This window comes from Photobacterium sp. GB-1 (assembly GCF_003026165.1).
In the GTDB taxonomy this organism is placed as follows: Bacteria; Pseudomonadota; Gammaproteobacteria; order Enterobacterales; family Vibrionaceae; genus Photobacterium.
In genome coordinates this window covers 1-17,647 of record NZ_PYOB01000001.1, presented here as the reverse complement: position 1 = coordinate 17,647, position 17,647 = coordinate 1, and the positions used below count along the sequence as shown (strand labels likewise).

Genomic DNA, 17,647 nt, shown 5'->3' with positions numbered 1-17,647 from the left:
AGTATCGACATGTACGTCGCTCAGCCAGGCCATATCGATCATATAAAAAGAAATAATGCCGGCAGCGTATATAAACTAATTGATTTGTATGGGCCGATCTCGCGCATTGAATTGTCTAAACGCAGTCAACTTGCCCCCGCAAGTATTACTAAGATCACCCGTGAATTAATTGATGCGCATTTAATTAAAGAAACGCAATTTCAAGAACCGAGCAGCCGTGGACGACCTGCTATTGGGCTAGTTCCTGCCAATGAAGGGTGGCAATTTTTATCTATTCGTTTAGGTCGTGGTTATCTTACTATTGCTTTACATGCACTTGGCGGCGAAATTCTAGTAGAAGAACGTCAAGATATTGAGCAACTGCATCAAGAAGATGTGGTTAAAAAGTTATTAGATGAAATAAACATTTTCTTTGCCAATCATGTTAGCGAACTAGACAGAATGACAGCGATTGCAGTGTCATTACCAGGGTTAGTTAATTCCAGTGAAGGTATGGTATTACAGATGCCACATTATAATGTGTCTAATTTACCCTTGGGTGAAATTATTCACAATGAAACTGGACTGCCTGTTTTTATCGGTAATGACACACGTTCATGGGCTTTAGCAGAAAAATTGTTCGGTAATTCTCGTGGTATTGCAAACTCCATTTTGATTTCTATTCATCATGGTGTGGGGGCGGGGATTGTCCTTGATGATAATGTGCTGCAAGGGAAAACCGGTAACGTGGGTGAGCTTGGGCATATTCAAATTAAGCCGTTTGGCAAACGTTGTTTTTGTGGTAATCATGGCTGCTTAGAAACCGTTGCGAGTTTACAGGCCATTTTAGAACAAGTGAAAACGCAGCTTAAAGCAGGGCATGAATCGATGCTGAATCATATGCCTTTAACGATTGAATCAGTATGTGATGCGGCAGTAGAAGGTGACAGTTTAGCGCGACAAATTATTGTGGAGTTAGGTCATAATTTAGGGCAAGCCATTGCGATAATGGTTAACCTATTTAACCCTCAGCGCATTTTGATTGGTGGGGAGTTTAATCGTGCTAAATCGGTACTTTATCCTGCGATTATGGATCGTATTAGCTCGCAAACCTTACCTGTTTATTTCGATGGCTTAGAAATAGAAGAAAGCTGTTTTTACACTCAAGCGACGATGCCGGGAGCGGCTTTGGTTAAACAAGCGTTGTACGATGGACATTTATTGATGAAACTCGTCGACGGTTAATTATATTTGATTTAAGTGATTGCTATAACTAATTGATACTACATGGAGATTAGAATTTTTCTTTAATTTCCATGTAGCTTTCTCGAATATGTTCAATCAGTGCTTGAATCCGTTTAGCAGGTTTTCTGGTATACGGATAGACAGCATAAATCCCCACCACTTTCCCCGCATGTGCCGAGAGCAATTCAACTAACTCACCGCGCTCTAATTCATCATGAACTAAGCAATTGGGTAGATAAGCGATACCATTACCTGCGAGGACATTTTTTTTCAACGCTATCGCATTGTCGGATGAAAAGTTTCCGCTGACTTTTTGAGTGTAAATTTTATTTTGTTTAATAAATTGCCAGTCAAAAGGGCCAGTACTTTGAGGGTTATAACCTAGACAATTATGGCTATTGAGATCTTTAGGTTTTTCTGGCTTGCCATAATGTTCAATGTAAGCGGGTGAGGCACATATTACCCAGCGAGAATTAAAAATATGACGAGCGATTAAGCTTGAATCTTCGAGATAACCGGTACGGATCACCAAATCGTAGTTATCAGCAACGAGATCGACAAAGTGATTGCTTAGCGACATATCAACCGAAAGACCGGGGTGTTTCTGACAAAAATCAGACACGGCTTTTGCTAATACTAATTCGCCTGAAATTGTCGGTACTGACATCCGAATTTTACCAGAAAGTGCTTCGCTGTAGCCCTTCACAGAGTCAAAAGCAGCTTGAGCAACATGGTTGATACTTTTAGCACGATGGTAAAGCACTTCACCGGGTTCTGTGAGTGTTAGCTTTCGTGTGGTGCGATATATAAGTTGTAAGCCTAATTCGGTTTCAAGTTTACTAATACGCTTGCTAACAACGGATTTAGTCACATTATTGAGTTCAGCAACCTTACTGAATGAGCCATGTTCAATAACTTGAGTGAATAAAACGAGATCATCGATAGCTGGCATTATTTATCCCACTTAAAGCCTAATAGGCGAAGGATTATATACTTAAAAAGATTAAATTCTAGATAAAAAAACGCAGCCCGAAGACTGCGTTATTCGTATTCCCGTAATGTGCTTAACCACTAGTATCCTACTAGTTTGCTATCACTATTGGTGATAAGTAAGCTTACATATCATCAATAATGATGTAGGTGGCAAAGACGGGCCCATGCACACCAACAACTTTGATCAGCTCGATATCTGCTGTCGAGCTCGGACCTGAAATAAAGTTAACACATGAAGGTACACGTTCACCGTTCATGGCTTTTTGATGCAGAATCTCAGTTGCTTGTGTTAAACGAGCAACGATTGAGCTTTTAGGTACAACGAATACAGAAGCTTCTGGTAATAGGCTTACTGCGCGACCCTGTGCTGGGTTGCTGTAAAGTACCATTGTGCCTGATTCTGCTAACGCTTGTTCAGCGAATACAACACCAACTTTTGCACGTTCAGCTACTGTGATGTTTGCTTCGTAACCCGCCGAGTGATCCCAAATGTAAACACCATGCTTATCGGCGCTCAAATCTTTCGGGTCAATAATGTTAAGTAGACGAGTATCTGCGGTAAAGATGGTTTCACCAACAGGATCAATGTTTGTTTCGTCTTCGCTGCAATATTTGAAACAAACATTACGCAGTGCTTCTGCTAACTGTGCTTTGGTTGTCACAATAGCTTGTGCGCCTAAAGAAGACTGCGTGTATTCGACCAAGATATCTTTTAATTCATCTTGTGATTTATCAGCAAATACGTCTTTGTGACAGTTATATTTTAGGTTCGGACGCTCTACTGGGGTAGTAATACGCTCACGACCAAGTTGTTTAGCGATGTTGTTAAGGAAACTATCGCGATTATAAATGCGTTGCTCATTTTGAGATGACATACGGAAAGCTCCTTAATTATTTATTTTTGTTTTTAAACCAACTGCGGAATGACTCACCCGATGGGTTTGGTAAATCACGCGTCTGAGTCCATGCGTTTAGTAGACCAACTTTAAATGGTAATTGACCATTTTTAATCAGTTTACCTGCAACGATAGCACCGATCTTAACGGTTTTATCCCATAGTGCAGGGTGAGCATTCACAAAGCTAAATCCACTGACGGAAGCTCGCTCCATGGAATCTGTGATTTTCTCTTCACCCATGATTTGACGGTGTTTAAGCAGCAAATCAGACAATGGTATTTTCACCGGACATACGTCATGACAAGCACGACATAAGCTACAAGCATTGGGTAGATCTTTAAAATCTTCATAGCCGCCAAGTAGTGGCGAAAGTACCGCACCAATAGGGCCTGAATAGATTGAACCGTAAGATTGACCACCGATATGGCGGTATGCAGGGCACGTGTTAACACACGCTGCACAACGGATACAACGTAGGATAGAGCGGAATTGAGAACCAAGAATTTTAGAACGACCGTTATCTACAATCACCAAGTGGAACTCTTCAGGACCATCACAGTTACCGTCTTCACGAGGACCTGTAAGTGCTGTCACATAACCTGTTAGAGGTAGACCTACTGCACTTCGACATAGCAAACTCGCAACAATATCGAATTCTTCAAACGTAGGAACGATACGCTCCATACCCATTACCGCGATATGCGTTTTCGGTAGGCTGGTTGCAAGACGTGCGTTACCTTCATTGGTCACAAGGGTGACGGTGCCTGATTCTGCGATAGCAAAGTTACAGCCAGTAATACCGATCTCTGCTTCAAGGAAATCATGACGAATATGTTTACGAACAAAACGTGTCATTTCTTCTGGATCAGAAGAGCCTTCGTAACCGAGTTTCTTGTTGAAAACATCACGAATTTGAGTACGGTTTTTATGTAGTGCTGGTACAACGATGTGTGATGGCGCATCACAATCATCGACTTGAAGAATGTATTCGCCAAGATCGGTTTCAATCACTTCACAGTTATTACGCTGAATCACTTGGTTCATACCGATTTCTTCGGTCACCATGGATTTAGACTTAACCACTTTTTTCGCATTCTTTTGCTGGATAATTTTTTCGATGTAGTTAGTTGCATCTTCAGCTGTTGCTGCAAAGAATACATGACCACCGTTCTTTTCAACGTTATCGCTAAGTTGTTGTAGGTAGTAGTCTAGGTTTTCAAGCACATGGTTACGGATATCCATACCCATTTCGCGCCACTCTTCCCAGTTACCGAGTTTCTCCGCAGCAACAGCGCGATTTTTGAACATACGTTCTTGTGCATTAGCAACAGCGGCACGCATAGACTCGTCTTTCATTTTTACATGAATACGATCTTTAAATTTTTGGTTGCTTGTTTTCATTGACATAATAATGACCTCTTAACGACTCATCAGCACATCAACAATGTGCATCACTTTGATTGGTTGACCTTCACGGCTAATACGACCACCAATATTTAATAAGCAGCTAATATCAGCGCCGATTAAGAAATCAGGCTCTGCTGCTTTAATGTGACGCACTTTTTCTGTCACCATCTCACCGGAGATTTCAGACATTTTCACAGAGAATGTACCGCCAAAACCACAACATGTTTCTTGGTTTTCGATAGGTAAAAGCTCAAGTCCTTCAACGTTGCTTAGAAGAAGTAGAGGTTCTTCACGTACGCCAAGTTTACGGATCAAGCTACAAGAAGGATGGTAAACACCTTTACCTTCAAGACGAGCACCGACGTTTTCAACACCTAGCTGACGTACAACAAATTGTGTTAGTTCGAACAGACGATCAGCGACTTTTTTCGCGCGCTCTGCCCATTCTGGTTCATCTGCTAAATACTCAGGGTACTTTTTAACCGCAGCCGCACAAGAACCGGCAGGGGTTACGATAGGGAAGTCATTGATCTCAAAAGCTTGGATCATACTTTTCATTGCCGGCTTACTTTTTTCAATGTAGCCACTATTTAATGCAGGCTGACCACAACAACCTTGACGTTCTGGGAAGATCACATCGCAGCCAAGTTGTTCTAGTAAACCTACTGTTTTTTTGGCAACTTCAGCTTTTACTGTATCGCCTAGGCAGGTGACAAAAAAGTTTACCTTCATTTTATTGCTCCAGTGGCGGGTTACCGCCTGATTGTTCATATTTGAGATTGGCTTACCCGAAAGCAAGCCAATCATTTATCTAATGTTATGTAGGGACAATTAGATAAAAATGCTGACACATGCTGCAATCACACCGTACAAAATCATAGGGATCACTGTACGCTTAATGATGTAGCCTTCTTTATTTGCAATACCAAGAATGGTCGATACCGCAATAATATTGTTAATACACACCATATTACCCATCGCACCACCAACAGATTGCATGGCTAAAATAGTGGTTTCAGGCAACCCAACATTGTGCGCGATACTCTGCTGAATTGCGCCAAAGGTTAGGTTTGAAACGGTTGCTGATCCTGAGAAAAAAGCACCAAGCGCACCTAAATAAGCGGCGCAGTATTGCCAGTTTTTACCCATTAGATCAGCAAAGGCATTACCCGTTGTCATAATGGGTGAGTGCTCTCCACCAATCATCATAAACTTCACCATAATTAACGCGCCTACTAGGGCGATAAACGGTGTTTTAATGCGTGATGCGGTATCACTAAATACTTGTTTTGTTTGCTGCATATTCATTTTTAGGAAAGGAATTGAAATAAGCACTACCACAAAAAACGGAATTAATGCTGGCACATAGAGTGTTTTATATGCCCAAGATGTATCTGTACCTAAAATATGACTAAGCTGAATGATTAACGCTTGGCTAAGATGTAAATCAGCAAAACCTACATTTAGATGTAACATCGGCGTTGCATCATTTAATAGGCCTTTGAGACCAAGTTGCTTAATACGGGTTACGATTAAAATAACAATCAGTAATAGTGTTGGCGCCATTGCTTTAAAAACAGTACCAAATGGTAATCTTGCTAATTTTTCATTGTTATGAGCATCTGTCTGCTTTTCTAAACCAATATTGTAACGAGCAAAAATAATCGACAGCGTTAAGCCAATTGCGCCACCGATCAATGCTGGGAACTCGTAGTTCCACTGGGCTAGACATACATAAGGTATAGTACATGACCAAATGCTTAGTTGGATAAACACAAAGTTGCGTTTTATTTGTTGCCAGTTAACAACAAACTTAAGCGCAATGACGGGAATAACCACCGCTGCCGCTGTATGCATAATTGCTGATAGGCGACCGACATCAAGCAATTCTGCATCGGGAAGTCCTAAGTTGCCTAAACCAAACCATGTAGGTGTACCCACTGCACCAAAAGAGACTGGAACAGAATTCATAACCAGTGCTAGCATGGCTACACGTAATGGATTAAAACCAAGACCGACTAATATCGGCGCTGCAATTGCTGCCGGGGTACCAAACCCTGATGCGCCTTCAATCATAAAAGCGAATGCCCATCCAATAATCATCAACTGACCGACTTGGTTTTTACTGATGCCTTCTAACCATTGGCGAATCACATCTTCAGCACCAGATACGTTTAACGTACGATTTAATAAAATAGCACCTGCAATAATTGATATTGGCGTTATCGCGGATAATGCACCAGAAATGACGTTTGCGGCTAAAAGTTGGCTGTCTGTACCAAAATAGACAAGTTGTAAAAAACCAACGATGAGTGCCGTCACTGGTAATGCGATATGTGATGGTAACGCATTCTTTTTTGTCATCATCCAAATTAAAAGCAAAATAGGGATAACCGATATTGCAAGATTTAACATATTTCCCACCTAGGTTATTTCGTTGTTTCACGAAATTGTTTTGTTGTTATTTTTAATTATTTACTGAGTGACACGTAATAACTGAACGCATAACCGCAGTGGGGAGAGTATTTTAGGTTGGAAATAGATGATGACTATCTATTTTTTAATCCCAAAGGTGATGAAAAATAAAAGAAATGTGATGCTAGTTGACAGTTATGTATCAGCGGTTATTTTTATATTTATTTATAATCAATGGGTTGTGTGTTTCTGGAGAGAGTGTTTAATAATTGATTAGGTGAGTATTGGAAACAAACATTTTGCGATTCCAACCTAATAAAGATGCTAATTTTTTGAATAATAGATAAGTTTAGTAAAAAATAAAATAAGACTTATTTTCAAATGAAATCGTATTTGTTGTAATTAAACTACAAGTGCGATTTTATTTTTGTATAAGAATGGAAATATAAAACGACGTTATTTTGTTTATATTATAAATAAGGTTGTTTTTATATTTGAAATTGTAAATGAATGGTCAGGTTAAATATATATTGTCGAGGTGAAGTGAAAAATTATAAATGCAATGAGTCAATAAATGAATAGGGTTATAGAGCCTCTCAACGGTATTTCTAGCTATAAGGAATTTAGCGAGAGGCTGTAAGTAAGTCTTAGTATATGGCTTTACCTATACTGTTAAACAGTTGGCTCACACCTTGAGTAAAATGAAGTGGGGCATTTGACACGGTGTAGCAAAGGCACCCTTCAGAAGTTTTTGGGCTGTGTCCTGAATGTGACTCATCAAGTAAGATAAAATCACCAGCAACATAGTGCCCGTTTTCATCTTCGAAATCCCCAGCAAGCAACAGCGTAAGTTCGTAGCCTTTATGAGTATGAGTCGGGATAGTACCGCCTTTGCCTATGTGCAATAAGCTGGATCTGACTTCACCTTCTTCAAAGGGTAATCGAGCACGACTAATTTTCCCTAAATTGCGCCAATTTAACTGATGAAATTTAGTGAATGCTCTCGGTAATGCATAGGTTATACCTTTACATTCAATAGTAAGGGACTCTGGCTCATGGTATGGCGTATTGTCATCACTACTCTCTGTAATGTCACTCAGCATGGCAGAAAAACATGCATCTACTTTAAGATCATGCTGTAAATCACGTTGTGCATCTTTTGCTTGCGCCCAAGAAGCATTGGCAATTTGAGGTGTTAATTGTGATTCTAACTGTTGGCAATGAGGGCAAAGTTCAATATGTGCTGCCACAGCCAGCGACATAGAAAGGGGTAATCTACCTTCTATGTGTTGCTCGAGTAATTGTTTATTGGGGTGATGTTTGATTAACGATATATTATTAGTAGGCATCGTCACTCTCCAAATGCGAACGCAGCTTTTGCAAGCCTAAGCGTAACCTTGATTTTACGGTCCCCACTGGGAGTCCTAACTGATCGGCAAGTTCTTGATGTGAACGCTGATTGAGATAAATTTCCTTCACTACAACTTGTTGATTTTTTGGTAATGTTGCTATTAATGTAACGAGCTCATCACTGAGCTGTTCGTTACTTGGATCATCAGATGTTGTGACGAGTCTCTGTTCAAAAATAGGCCAGATATCATCACTGTAATTATCTTCTTTTGTTGCTTGACGCTTACGTAGAATATCAAAGCATTGGTTACGCATTATTGTATAAACCCATGTTGATACTGCCCCTTTCTCAGGATGAAAAAGGTGTGCTTTACGCCAAACAGTAAGCATTGTTTCTTGAACAAGCTCCATCGCATTCGCATCATGCTTGAGGTGTTTTAAACCATAAGAGCGGATTTTTGGCGCAAAATGAGAAAATATAGCGGAAAAGGCCGTTTTATCACGGTCTGTTGCTACACTAACGAGTAATTGTTTTTGTTGCTCAATACTGATCTCATTCATTGTGGGTGTTCTCAACCTATAATGATGACTAGATTGAGAATTAGGGTATGTAATAATAGACATAATCTCAATGTGTATTGATATAAATAGTGAATAGTTACATAGTGATACGTCATTAATTTAGTTATGGATCATTTTTCTGCAAATTATCATCAATTACCGTGTGTAGAAAAGATAAGGCGGCAGTATGGTCGTTTCGACTCATGAACCACTGCTTTTGGTTAACTTCTAAGGGTAAAATTTCAAGCCAGCGCTGACATACCCATGTCATGTCTTCAAAATTAGGGGTAGGGTAATAGCTTGCATGATCTGGATGTTCTTGGAAAAGTACTTTAAGGCTGTTTGCTATCTCAACATCGGTATAGTTAATATCAGTACTTTGCCAATTAGGGACGGAAGATATCCTGCCAAAGAAAAGATCGTCTTCATCACGCCAATGATCGTCAATAAGAAATAACTCAACGGCTTGAATTGTGATACTCAATACACCGTCTGGTAAGGAATCAAAATCAGTGATAACTACGCGTGTGCCAAAGTGGCAGATCGTATTATCGATTGACATGCACAAACCGAATCCATTTTTGTTTGTAGCTGCAATTTTTACCAGTTTGATATAACGAGGTTCAAAGATCCTTAATTTGCTGATCCCGCCTGGTAATAGATAAACATCTAGTGGAAACAGAGGTATTTGCATAATCTTAGCCCTAGCTGACGTACTCTCATCGATACTGTACTTAAATTATTATTATTTTTAGTACTGGCATCATGACCTAAAGTATAAGCAGACATAAATAAGATTTTTGTCTGCTTTATGATAAATCATGCGATATTTTCGCTAGAATTAATGACCGTTATATTGAACTTATAACTTTTTTAATTGCAGTCGTCAGTAGGGTTAGCTGTGAAGAGCTAATAATGAATGGCGGCATAATATAGACAAGTTTGCCAAAGGGGCGAACCCAAACGCCTTGTTGAACAAACTTCTCTTGAATACTTTTCATTTCAACAGGGTGATGCAGTTCAACCACACCGATGGCACCTAACCAACGGACAGATTTTACATTTTCAAGTTCTGCAATTACTGGCAGTTCCTGCGCTAATTGCTGCTCTATATTTTTGACTTGTTGTTGCCATTTATTTTCTGCTAATAAATCTAAACTGGCGTTTGCAACGGCACAAGCAAGGGGATTCCCCATAAATGTTGGTCCATGCATAAAGCATTGCGCTTCACCGCTGCATACGGTATCGGCGACATGCTTGGTGGTCAGCGTGGCTGACAAGGTCATATATCCACCCGTCAACGCTTTACCTAAGCACATAATATCAGGGCTTATTTCTGCGTGTTCACAGGCGAATAATTTACCTGTTCGACCAAATCCGACAGCAATCTCATCAGCAATAAGTAAAACATTGTATTGATCACAGAGCTCACGAATACGTTTTAAATACGTTGGATGATAAAAACGCATGCCACCTGCACCTTGAACAATGGGTTCAATAATCACCGCAGCAAGATCATGATGATGAAGACGTATTTTTTCTTCAAAGTCAGCAATGTCAGTTTCATCCCAATTATCCCCAAATCCACATTCTGGCGATTTGGCAAAAATATGCTCAGGTAAAAAACCTTTATAAATGCTATGCATGGAATTGGTGGGATCAGTCACAGACATCGCGGCAAAAGTATCACCGTGATAGCCATGGCTAACCGTTAAAAATTTTGCGCGAGATTCATTTTGTGCGTGCCAATATTGCAATGCCATTTTAAGAGCAACTTCAACGGCAACAGAGCCAGAATCGGCAAGAAACACTTTGTCTAAAGGATCTGGGGTGATGGAAATGAGTTTTTTACACAAATCAACGGCTGGCTGGTGGGTGATACCACCAAACATCACATGTGACATTTTATCAAGCTGCGCTTTTGCCGCTTCAGTTAAAACTGGGTGATTATAACCATGAATAGTCGACCACCATGATGACATACCATCGATTAACTGCGTACCATCTTCAAGGGTGAGATAAACGCCTTGGGCTGATGTAACAGGGTAGCAAGGTAGGGGAGTAACTGTTGATGTATAGGGATGCCAAACGTGTTCTTTATCAAAATTAATATCTACATTGTTCGTTTTTTGCACAGATGTAAACCTCTGTTATTATCCATAGTTGACAGTCTACGTGCTGTTAGTAGACTAGCCAAGTAGTAATAGTTCATAGCGTTATCATTTAATAGCTTTTTACTTAGTAAAAGTGAAACAAGACGTTAACAACTAGAACTGTGAAACATAAGGTAAACATGAAGGATCGAGCAAGTCCTTGTGAGTCGTAAGATAACTATAATTGAGGTCAGACTGTGGAAGTACGTAATAATTGGACAGTAGAGGAAGTCCAAGCTTTATTCGATAAACCCTTTATGGATTTAGTCTTTGAAGCACAGCAAGTACATCGTCAATATCATCAGCCTAATCAAGTACAAGTCAGTACTTTGCTTTCGATTAAAACAGGCGCATGTCCTGAAGATTGTAAGTATTGCCCACAGAGTGCTCATTATCGTACCGATGTAGATAAGGAACGCTTATTGGAAGTTGAGCGTGTCCTAGACGCTGCAAATAAAGCAAAGCAATCAGGCGCAACCCGTTTCTGTATGGGAGCGGCTTGGAAGAACCCGAAAGAGCGCGACATGCCGTATCTACTCGATATGGTTAAAGGCGTAAAAGAAATGGGTTTAGAAACGTGTATGACGCTGGGTATGATCACCAGTGATCAAGCCGATACGCTTGCCGATGCTGGTTTAGATTATTACAACCATAACCTTGATACTTCCCCTGAATACTACGGCAATATTATCACCACACGTACTTATCAAGATCGACTTGATACGTTATCTCATGTTCGTGATGCTGGGATGAAAATTTGTTCAGGTGGGATCATTGGAATGGGTGAAAGCTCGCGTGATCGCGCCGGATTATTGGTTGAGCTAGCGAACCTGCCTGTTCACCCTGAAAGTGTACCGATTAATATGTTGGTAAAAGTGAAAGGGACACCGTTAGAAAGTGTTGATGATGTCGATCCTTTTGACTTTATACGTATTATTGCGGTTGCCCGTATTATTATGCCAATGTCAGCGGTACGTTTATCAGCTGGTCGTGAAGACATGAATGAGCAGATGCAAGCGCTTTGTTTCATGGCGGGTGCTAATTCTGTGTTCTATGGTTGCAAATTACTGACAACACCAAACCCAGGTGAAGATAAAGACATGCAGTTGTTTGCTAAGTTAGGGATTAACAGTGAGCAACAAGCAGCGAAACCTGATGAAGTTCAAGAACATGAATTATTAGGCAAAGTGGCACAACGTGTGGCATCTCGCCCGACTAAAGATGACATCTTTTACGATGCCTCTGTTTAGTCAACGCTTTCGCCATGCGTTAGCAGAACGAGATAAACAAAGGCTTTATCGTAGCCGTACTTGTTTATCTCGTAAGCTGGGTAATGAATCAGGACACATTTCTGCGGATCAACAATCATTTGTTAACTTTTCAAGTAATGATTATTTGGGATTAGCACAGTCATCTGAAATCATCGAAGCATGGCAGCAAGGGTTGAGCCTATATGGTGCTGGCAGTGGCGCATCACCCTTAGTGACAGGTTATCACTCTCCCCATGCAAATCTAGAAGCGCAATTATCGGAATGGCTCGGTTATGACAGGGCGTTACTTTTCAGTAGCGGATTTAGCGCAAATCAAGCTTTGCTTTTTACGCTATTACAAAAGCACGACAGTGTGTACCAAGATAAGTTGAATCATGCTTCATTGATGGAAGCGGGCATGTTATCACCAGCAATGATGAAGCGTTTTCCACACAATGATATTGATGCCCTAGATAGATTACTTGATAAACAAGTCCTCGAGCCTAACCAAGCACGAATGGTGATTACAGAAGGCGTATTTAGCATGGATGGTGATTGTTCACCGCTTAAAGCATTACGTCATGTTTGTGATAAACAAAAAAGTTGGTTAGTGGTTGATGATGCACATGGGTGTGGTGTACTTGGCGATGAAGGAAGAGGGAGTTGTGCAGCGAGCGGAATAAAAGCAGATATTTTAGTGATCACATTCGGTAAAGCGTTTGGGCTTCAAGGCGCTGCAATATTATGTGATAACGACACTGCTGAATATTTGATTCAGTTTGCACGACACTTTATTTACTCAACAGCAATGCCGCCAGCTCAAGCCTATGCATTAAGTAAAGCATGTGAAGTGATACAGCAACAACCTTGGCGACGAGAAAAATTAACAGCGTTAAGTGATTTGTTCACCCAGCACCTCGATGCTTCTATACCTTTGCAGTACACCATTACCCCTATAAAACCGATAGTTATTGGTAGTAGTGAACAAACTATCGCGATATCTGAGCAGTTAAAACAGCGTGGATTATGGGTAGGTGCAATTCGTCCTCCGACGGTTCCTCAAAATACAGCTCGTCTTCGCGTCACATTAACAGCGACACATAATGATAAAGATATTCGTCTGCTTGCTGCATCATTAAATGAGGTAATTAATGAGCAATATAATGGATAAATTTAATACGGCGTTAAATACCGAGCCAGCGATGCCAATAAATAAACAAGCGGTTGCATCGGCTTTTGGTAAAGCGGCAAAAAATTACGATAACGCCGCGGCATTTCAACGTAAAGTTGGGCATTTATTATTAGAGGAATTACCTCATCTTCATGCCGTAGGAAGCCATAAAAAAGCGATCGATGTAGGTTGTGGTACGGGCTATTTTAGTGCGGAATTGGTAAAGCTTGGCTTTAATGTGACGGCAGTTGATCTGTCTTTAGAAATGTTAGCGCAAGCCAAGCAACGCTGTAATAGTGATTGTGATTATCTATTGGCTGATGCTGAAAATTTGCCATTGGCAGACAATAGCTATGATATTGCTTTTAGTAGCTTGGCGTTACAGTGGTGTGATGACTTAGCTGTACCACTTCAAGAATTAAAGCGTATTGTTCGGCCGGGCGGTATGATCTTTTTCACAACGTTGGTTGATGGTTCGTTAAATGAGTTAAAAGATGCGTGGGCACAAGTTGATCAATATCAACATGTTAATGATTTTAAAACAGAAAATGAAATAAAAGTTGCGCTGGCGCAAACAGGAACACAGATAGATAAATTAGTATTCTCACCCATAGTCGTTCATTACCCATCAGCATTGGGGTTAATGAAAGATCTAAAAGGCATTGGCGCTACACATTTGCAACAAAAAAGGAAAAATGTGTTATTAGGTCGTAAAACATTGAACGCGTTAGAGCATGCCTATGATGCCTATCGTGATGAAAGCTATTTATTACCCGCCACGTATCAAGTTTGTTTTGGAGTTTTAATTAATGACTAATGCTTTTTTCCTTACTGGGACGGATACCGAAGTCGGTAAAACAGTCAGTAGTCGCGCTATTTTACAAGCGGCCAGTCAGCACAATATTCAAATGGCAGGTTACAAGCCTATCGCTTCAGGCAGTGAAGAAACAGCCGAAGGACTTCGCAATTCAGATGCTTTATTTATACAACAAGCATCGCCGGTTGAGCTTACTTATCAAGAAGTGAACCCTTATACGTTTAAAGATCCGGTCTCGCCGCATTTGGCTGCAGAAAGAGAAGGTAAAACCATTGATTTTGATGTGCTTTCACAGGGCTTAGCACACCTTAAAGCGAAATCTGATGTGGTATTAGTGGAAGGAGCGGGGGGGTGGCGTGTGCCCGTTACACGTACCGATTTCTTGTCTACATGGGTTAAACAAGAAAAGTTACCTGTCATTTTAGTGGTAGGCATTAAATTAGGGTGTTTAAGCCACGCCATGCTTACGGCTGAAGCTATTGAAGCTGATGGTTTAGAGCTGGTTGGCTGGGTTGCTAATCGGGTTAACCCTGGAGTTGAAAATTACGCAGAAATGATAAAAATGCTAGAGCTTAATTTACCGGGTGTGAAATTAGGGGAAATTCCTTATATGCCAGGTATTAATAGGCGTGATTTATCATCGTATATTCAATTAGAAAAGCTTGGGTTATAGCGTTTAATCATCGTTTTTTATACACAGAATAAGATAAAGGCACTCATTGAGTGCCTTTATCTTTATAACTGACCGCGGTATTACACAATTAATTATCTTGGTTAAGGCCAATGAGTAATTCTTGTGTTTCTGTTTCTGTTGCTGATGATTTTGATACCTGATCAATACCCAGCTCTTTATGTGCTTCTTCTAAAGACATGCCAAGGTGACAACGTAAAATATCAACGGCAACTTGGTAATTCTCTTTACTAGCCATGAATCCTCCCTGGTTCAACATTTTGTCTAATATAAACACAGCCACAATAGTAGAGAATGTTTTCTGAGGCAATAAGACTAAAGTCTAACAAGTAAGATAGTGCACATTTATTGTTCATAACTTATTGATATTATGTAGTTAATGATCATGGTGAATATGATATTAATTTTATATTAATGAGGGATAAGAGGATTAAAGAACGTCATAGATTGAGGATATTAAAAAAATAAAGCAAAACCTTTGTCTGTGTTCGCTATTGATAAATTGCCACTTTGAACATATATAAAGAATTAGTAACAATTAAACTCTTTAAATCATACGTATATTCATTGAATATAGTGTTAAGTTACAGACTTTGTTTACTATAGAGTCAGTATTAAGAGATAGCATCGATTCTACTGATAACGGTAGGAATTGAAATAATTTCTAAGTGGAGAATATTAGAAATATGAAGCGTATTGCATTGTTTTTATTAACAAACTTAGCAGTAATGCTGGTGTTCAGTGTTGTATTGAACATTGTTTATGCTGTAACAGGGATGCAACCCGGTAGCCTTTCTGGTTTGCTAGTTATGGCTGCACTATTTGGTTTTGGTGGTTCATTGGTTTCTTTGATGATGTCAAAGTCAATGGCCCTTCGTTCTGTTGGTGGTGTGGTTATCGAAAGCCCACGTAACGAAACAGAACACTGGTTGATGGAAACAGTATCTCGCCAAGCACAACAGGCGGGTATTGGTATGCCAACAGTCGCGATTTATGATTCGCCAGATATTAACGCATTTGCAACAGGTGCGAAACGTGATGATTCACTTGTCGCTGTTTCTACAGGTTTATTACACAGTATGACACGTGATGAAGCTGAAGCTGTACTTGCTCACGAAGTGAGTCACGTGGCGAATGGTGACATGGTAACAATGACGTTAATGCAAGGTGTTGTGAATACCTTTGTTATTTTCGTTTCACGTTTAGTGGCTGGCGCAATCAGTGGTGTGAACAATAACGATGAAGAAGGTGAAAGTGGCGGTAGCTACATGACATACTTTATCGTATCGACCATCATGGAAATTCTATTTGGTTTCTTAGCAAGTATTCTAACAATGTGGTACAGCCGCCATCGTGAATTCTACGCTGATGCGGGTTCTGCAAAGCTTGTTGGTCGTGAGAAGATGATCGCAGCACTTGAGCGTCTAAAAGTGAGCCACGAGCCACAATTAGAAGGTTCAATGATGGCGTTTGGTATTAATGGTAAGAAGTCATTATCTGAATTATTCATGACTCACCCACCACTAGAAAAACGTATTGAAGCACTTCGTCAAGGCGAGTACTTAAACAAGTAATCGACAAAGACACTTTCTCAACTAGAAAGCGTTAAATAAAGCCCTATTAATGAAAATTAGTAGGGTTTTTTTTGCGTTTAACTTGCGTAGTGAGCAAGTAAAACGAGAAAGAGGCTTGTCGAACTACGCCAGAAGTTAATGGCACAGTCCCCAGCCAGCAAAAAACGATAGTCCCATCAGAAATAACCGCAGTATTTTCAGTTACAGGCAGTATAAAAACGCAGTAATGACGCCTGTTCTTGCAGGTAGAGTGATGCTATTTCGTCGCTTTTGTTGAATCGGTCACCCCAAATGCCCCAAAAATAAGATCCTGGATATTAAAGATACCGACATAGGTCTGCGCAATAGCAGCGGTTGGTGCAGGTAAGTCTTTATCTGCGAAATAGTTTGGTAAGTGCGTCGCGATAAACATAACCTGAAAACCGCAGACAAGAAACCTAAGTGAATAAATCAAAGCTTTTGTTTTGAAATACTCCTTTAAGGCTTCTGGTTGTGTTTGGCTCTATAATTAATATTATTTTAACTGATGCCAAGGGCTTAAATTAAAACGCTTTGCGCTGTAGTAATAATACGTAGCCATTGAAATACCTGCGGTTATGCCTGCAAATAGAGAGGTAAAAATAGCAGAAAAAAGAGCAATAGGCGTATCGCTGATTATCTCTGCAAGAATGAAAATAATCGCAAAAATAAGACTATACCATGCAGTAAAAATGGAAAAGTTGGTTTTGAAATGGCCATAATGAGGGAGAGGTGCTTGTAATCCTGACCAGTGCAATAATTGAAAGCTGATAGGATGACTATTCGATGGCTGAATGCCATAGCGCGTTAATTCTTGATGTGCTAAGGCTAATTGCTGTTCGAAATGCATTATTTTATCCCTAAACATAGTGTATGTGAAAAAGACAGCGTTATTATTTTGTAGTAAAAAATGAGTTTAAACAATCAAATTAAAATGAAAAGCTAATAAATTAATAAAGAAATTTTTATGGTTGTGATTTGTATTTTTTATCGATAAATGTCTTTATTGTTTTGCATTAATTATTGCTGTAAGGTTGCCGACCGAGATATAAAATATCATTTAATTAATGTTTCTCACCGAAGCATTATTTCTTATTGAGTAGCTATAAGTGTATAAGTTATTGTA

General features: G+C 39.9%; 17 protein-coding genes and 1 pseudogene. 6 read left to right on the top strand and 12 right to left on the bottom strand.

Annotated elements, in window-relative coordinates:
* The first annotated feature begins 9 nt into the window (after positions 1–9).
* Positions 10–1,224 (top strand): ROK family protein, encoded by a 1,215-nt coding sequence (locus C9J45_RS00080; protein WP_107292001.1) that lies wholly within the window; start codon positions 10–12, stop codon positions 1,222–1,224.
* Between the two features lie 49 nt (positions 1,225–1,273).
* On the opposite strand, the gene C9J45_RS00075 is transcribed toward C9J45_RS00080, so the two are convergent.
* The 9 genes from C9J45_RS00075 to bioA all read right to left on the bottom strand — a co-directional run bounded on the left by C9J45_RS00075 (position 1,274) and on the right by bioA (position 10,982).
* The gene (locus tag C9J45_RS00075) at positions 1,274–2,176 is read right to left on the bottom strand and encodes a LysR family transcriptional regulator (RefSeq protein ID WP_107292000.1); all 903 of its coding nucleotides are present in this window, start codon (positions 2,174–2,176) and stop codon (positions 1,274–1,276) included.
* 163 nt (positions 2,177–2,339) lie between these two features.
* Positions 2,340–3,092 carry a lactate utilization protein C gene (locus C9J45_RS00070; RefSeq protein ID WP_107291999.1) on the bottom strand — a complete coding sequence of 251 codons (753 nt, stop codon included), beginning with the start codon at positions 3,090–3,092 and terminating at the stop codon, positions 2,340–2,342.
* 16 nt (positions 3,093–3,108) lie between these two features.
* Positions 3,109–4,521: a LutB/LldF family L-lactate oxidation iron-sulfur protein gene (locus C9J45_RS00065; RefSeq protein ID WP_107260751.1), complete on the bottom strand. Its 1,413-nt coding sequence runs from the start codon at positions 4,519–4,521 to the stop codon at positions 3,109–3,111.
* A gap of 12 nt (positions 4,522–4,533) precedes the next feature.
* Positions 4,534–5,253, bottom strand: coding sequence for a (Fe-S)-binding protein (locus C9J45_RS00060; protein WP_107205802.1), 720 nt, complete (start codon positions 5,251–5,253; stop codon positions 4,534–4,536).
* Positions 5,254–5,352: 99 nt separating this feature from the next.
* Positions 5,353–6,936 (bottom strand): L-lactate permease, encoded by a 1,584-nt coding sequence (locus C9J45_RS00055; RefSeq protein ID WP_107291998.1) that lies wholly within the window; start codon positions 6,934–6,936, stop codon positions 5,353–5,355.
* A gap of 647 nt (positions 6,937–7,583) precedes the next feature.
* Positions 7,584–8,285, bottom strand: coding sequence for a ChrR family anti-sigma-E factor (locus C9J45_RS00050; RefSeq protein ID WP_107205804.1), 702 nt, complete (start codon positions 8,283–8,285; stop codon positions 7,584–7,586).
* The gene (locus C9J45_RS00045; RefSeq protein WP_107205805.1) at positions 8,275–8,847 is read right to left on the bottom strand and encodes a sigma-70 family RNA polymerase sigma factor; all 573 of its coding nucleotides are present in this window, start codon (positions 8,845–8,847) and stop codon (positions 8,275–8,277) included. The genes C9J45_RS00050 and C9J45_RS00045 overlap by 11 nt, the downstream gene beginning before the upstream one ends.
* 124 nt (positions 8,848–8,971) lie before the next feature.
* A complete protein-coding gene (locus C9J45_RS00040) occupies positions 8,972–9,541 on the bottom strand; it encodes an LON peptidase substrate-binding domain-containing protein (RefSeq protein ID WP_107260747.1) in 570 nt (189 codons plus the stop codon).
* Positions 9,542–9,698: 157 nt separating this feature from the next.
* Positions 9,699–10,982, bottom strand: a complete 1,284-nt coding sequence (gene bioA, locus C9J45_RS00035) for an adenosylmethionine--8-amino-7-oxononanoate transaminase (protein ID WP_107291997.1) — start codon at positions 10,980–10,982, stop codon at positions 9,699–9,701.
* Between the two features lie 215 nt (positions 10,983–11,197).
* Here bioA and bioB point away from each other — a divergent pair, with 215 nt between their 5' ends.
* From bioB to bioD, 4 genes are read left to right on the top strand one after another with little or no spacing between them, the layout of a single operon-like run.
* Positions 11,198–12,250 carry a biotin synthase BioB gene (gene bioB, locus C9J45_RS00030; RefSeq protein WP_107205808.1) on the top strand — a complete coding sequence of 351 codons (1,053 nt, stop codon included), beginning with the start codon at positions 11,198–11,200 and terminating at the stop codon, positions 12,248–12,250.
* The gene (gene bioF, locus C9J45_RS00025) at positions 12,237–13,421 is read left to right on the top strand and encodes an 8-amino-7-oxononanoate synthase (protein WP_107205809.1); all 1,185 of its coding nucleotides are present in this window, start codon (positions 12,237–12,239) and stop codon (positions 13,419–13,421) included. Before bioB ends, bioF begins: the two co-directional genes overlap by 14 nt.
* Entirely contained in the window at positions 13,414–14,238 is an 825-nt protein-coding gene (bioC, locus tag C9J45_RS00020) for a malonyl-ACP O-methyltransferase BioC (protein ID WP_107205810.1), read from the top strand. The genes bioF and bioC overlap by 8 nt, the downstream gene beginning before the upstream one ends.
* Positions 14,231–14,911 carry a dethiobiotin synthase gene (bioD, locus tag C9J45_RS00015; RefSeq protein ID WP_107205811.1) on the top strand — a complete coding sequence of 227 codons (681 nt, stop codon included), beginning with the start codon at positions 14,231–14,233 and terminating at the stop codon, positions 14,909–14,911. Before bioC ends, bioD begins: the two co-directional genes overlap by 8 nt.
* An 88-nt stretch (positions 14,912–14,999) precedes the next feature.
* Here the strand turns inward: bioD and C9J45_RS21595 are convergent, their stop codons facing one another.
* The gene (locus C9J45_RS21595; RefSeq protein WP_199190683.1) at positions 15,000–15,167 is read right to left on the bottom strand and encodes a hypothetical protein; all 168 of its coding nucleotides are present in this window, start codon (positions 15,165–15,167) and stop codon (positions 15,000–15,002) included.
* A 448-nt stretch (positions 15,168–15,615) separates the two neighbouring features.
* On the opposite strand from C9J45_RS21595, the gene htpX reads away from it, so the two are divergent.
* On the top strand, positions 15,616–16,503 hold the full coding sequence (gene htpX, locus C9J45_RS00010) for a protease HtpX (RefSeq protein ID WP_107205812.1): 888 nt from the start codon (positions 15,616–15,618) through the stop codon (positions 16,501–16,503).
* Positions 16,504–16,591: 88 nt separating this feature from the next.
* Here the strand turns inward: htpX and C9J45_RS21705 are convergent.
* Together C9J45_RS21705 and C9J45_RS00005 are read right to left on the bottom strand one after the other, a co-directional pair.
* Positions 16,592–17,005 (bottom strand): annotated as a pseudogene (locus C9J45_RS21705) (MFS transporter); the annotation flags it as partial.
* Between the two features lie 12 nt (positions 17,006–17,017).
* Complete coding sequence (locus tag C9J45_RS00005; RefSeq protein ID WP_107205813.1) at positions 17,018–17,371, bottom strand: DUF6404 family protein; 354 nt, start codon at positions 17,369–17,371, stop codon at positions 17,018–17,020.
* Positions 17,372–17,647: the final 276 nt, after the last annotated feature.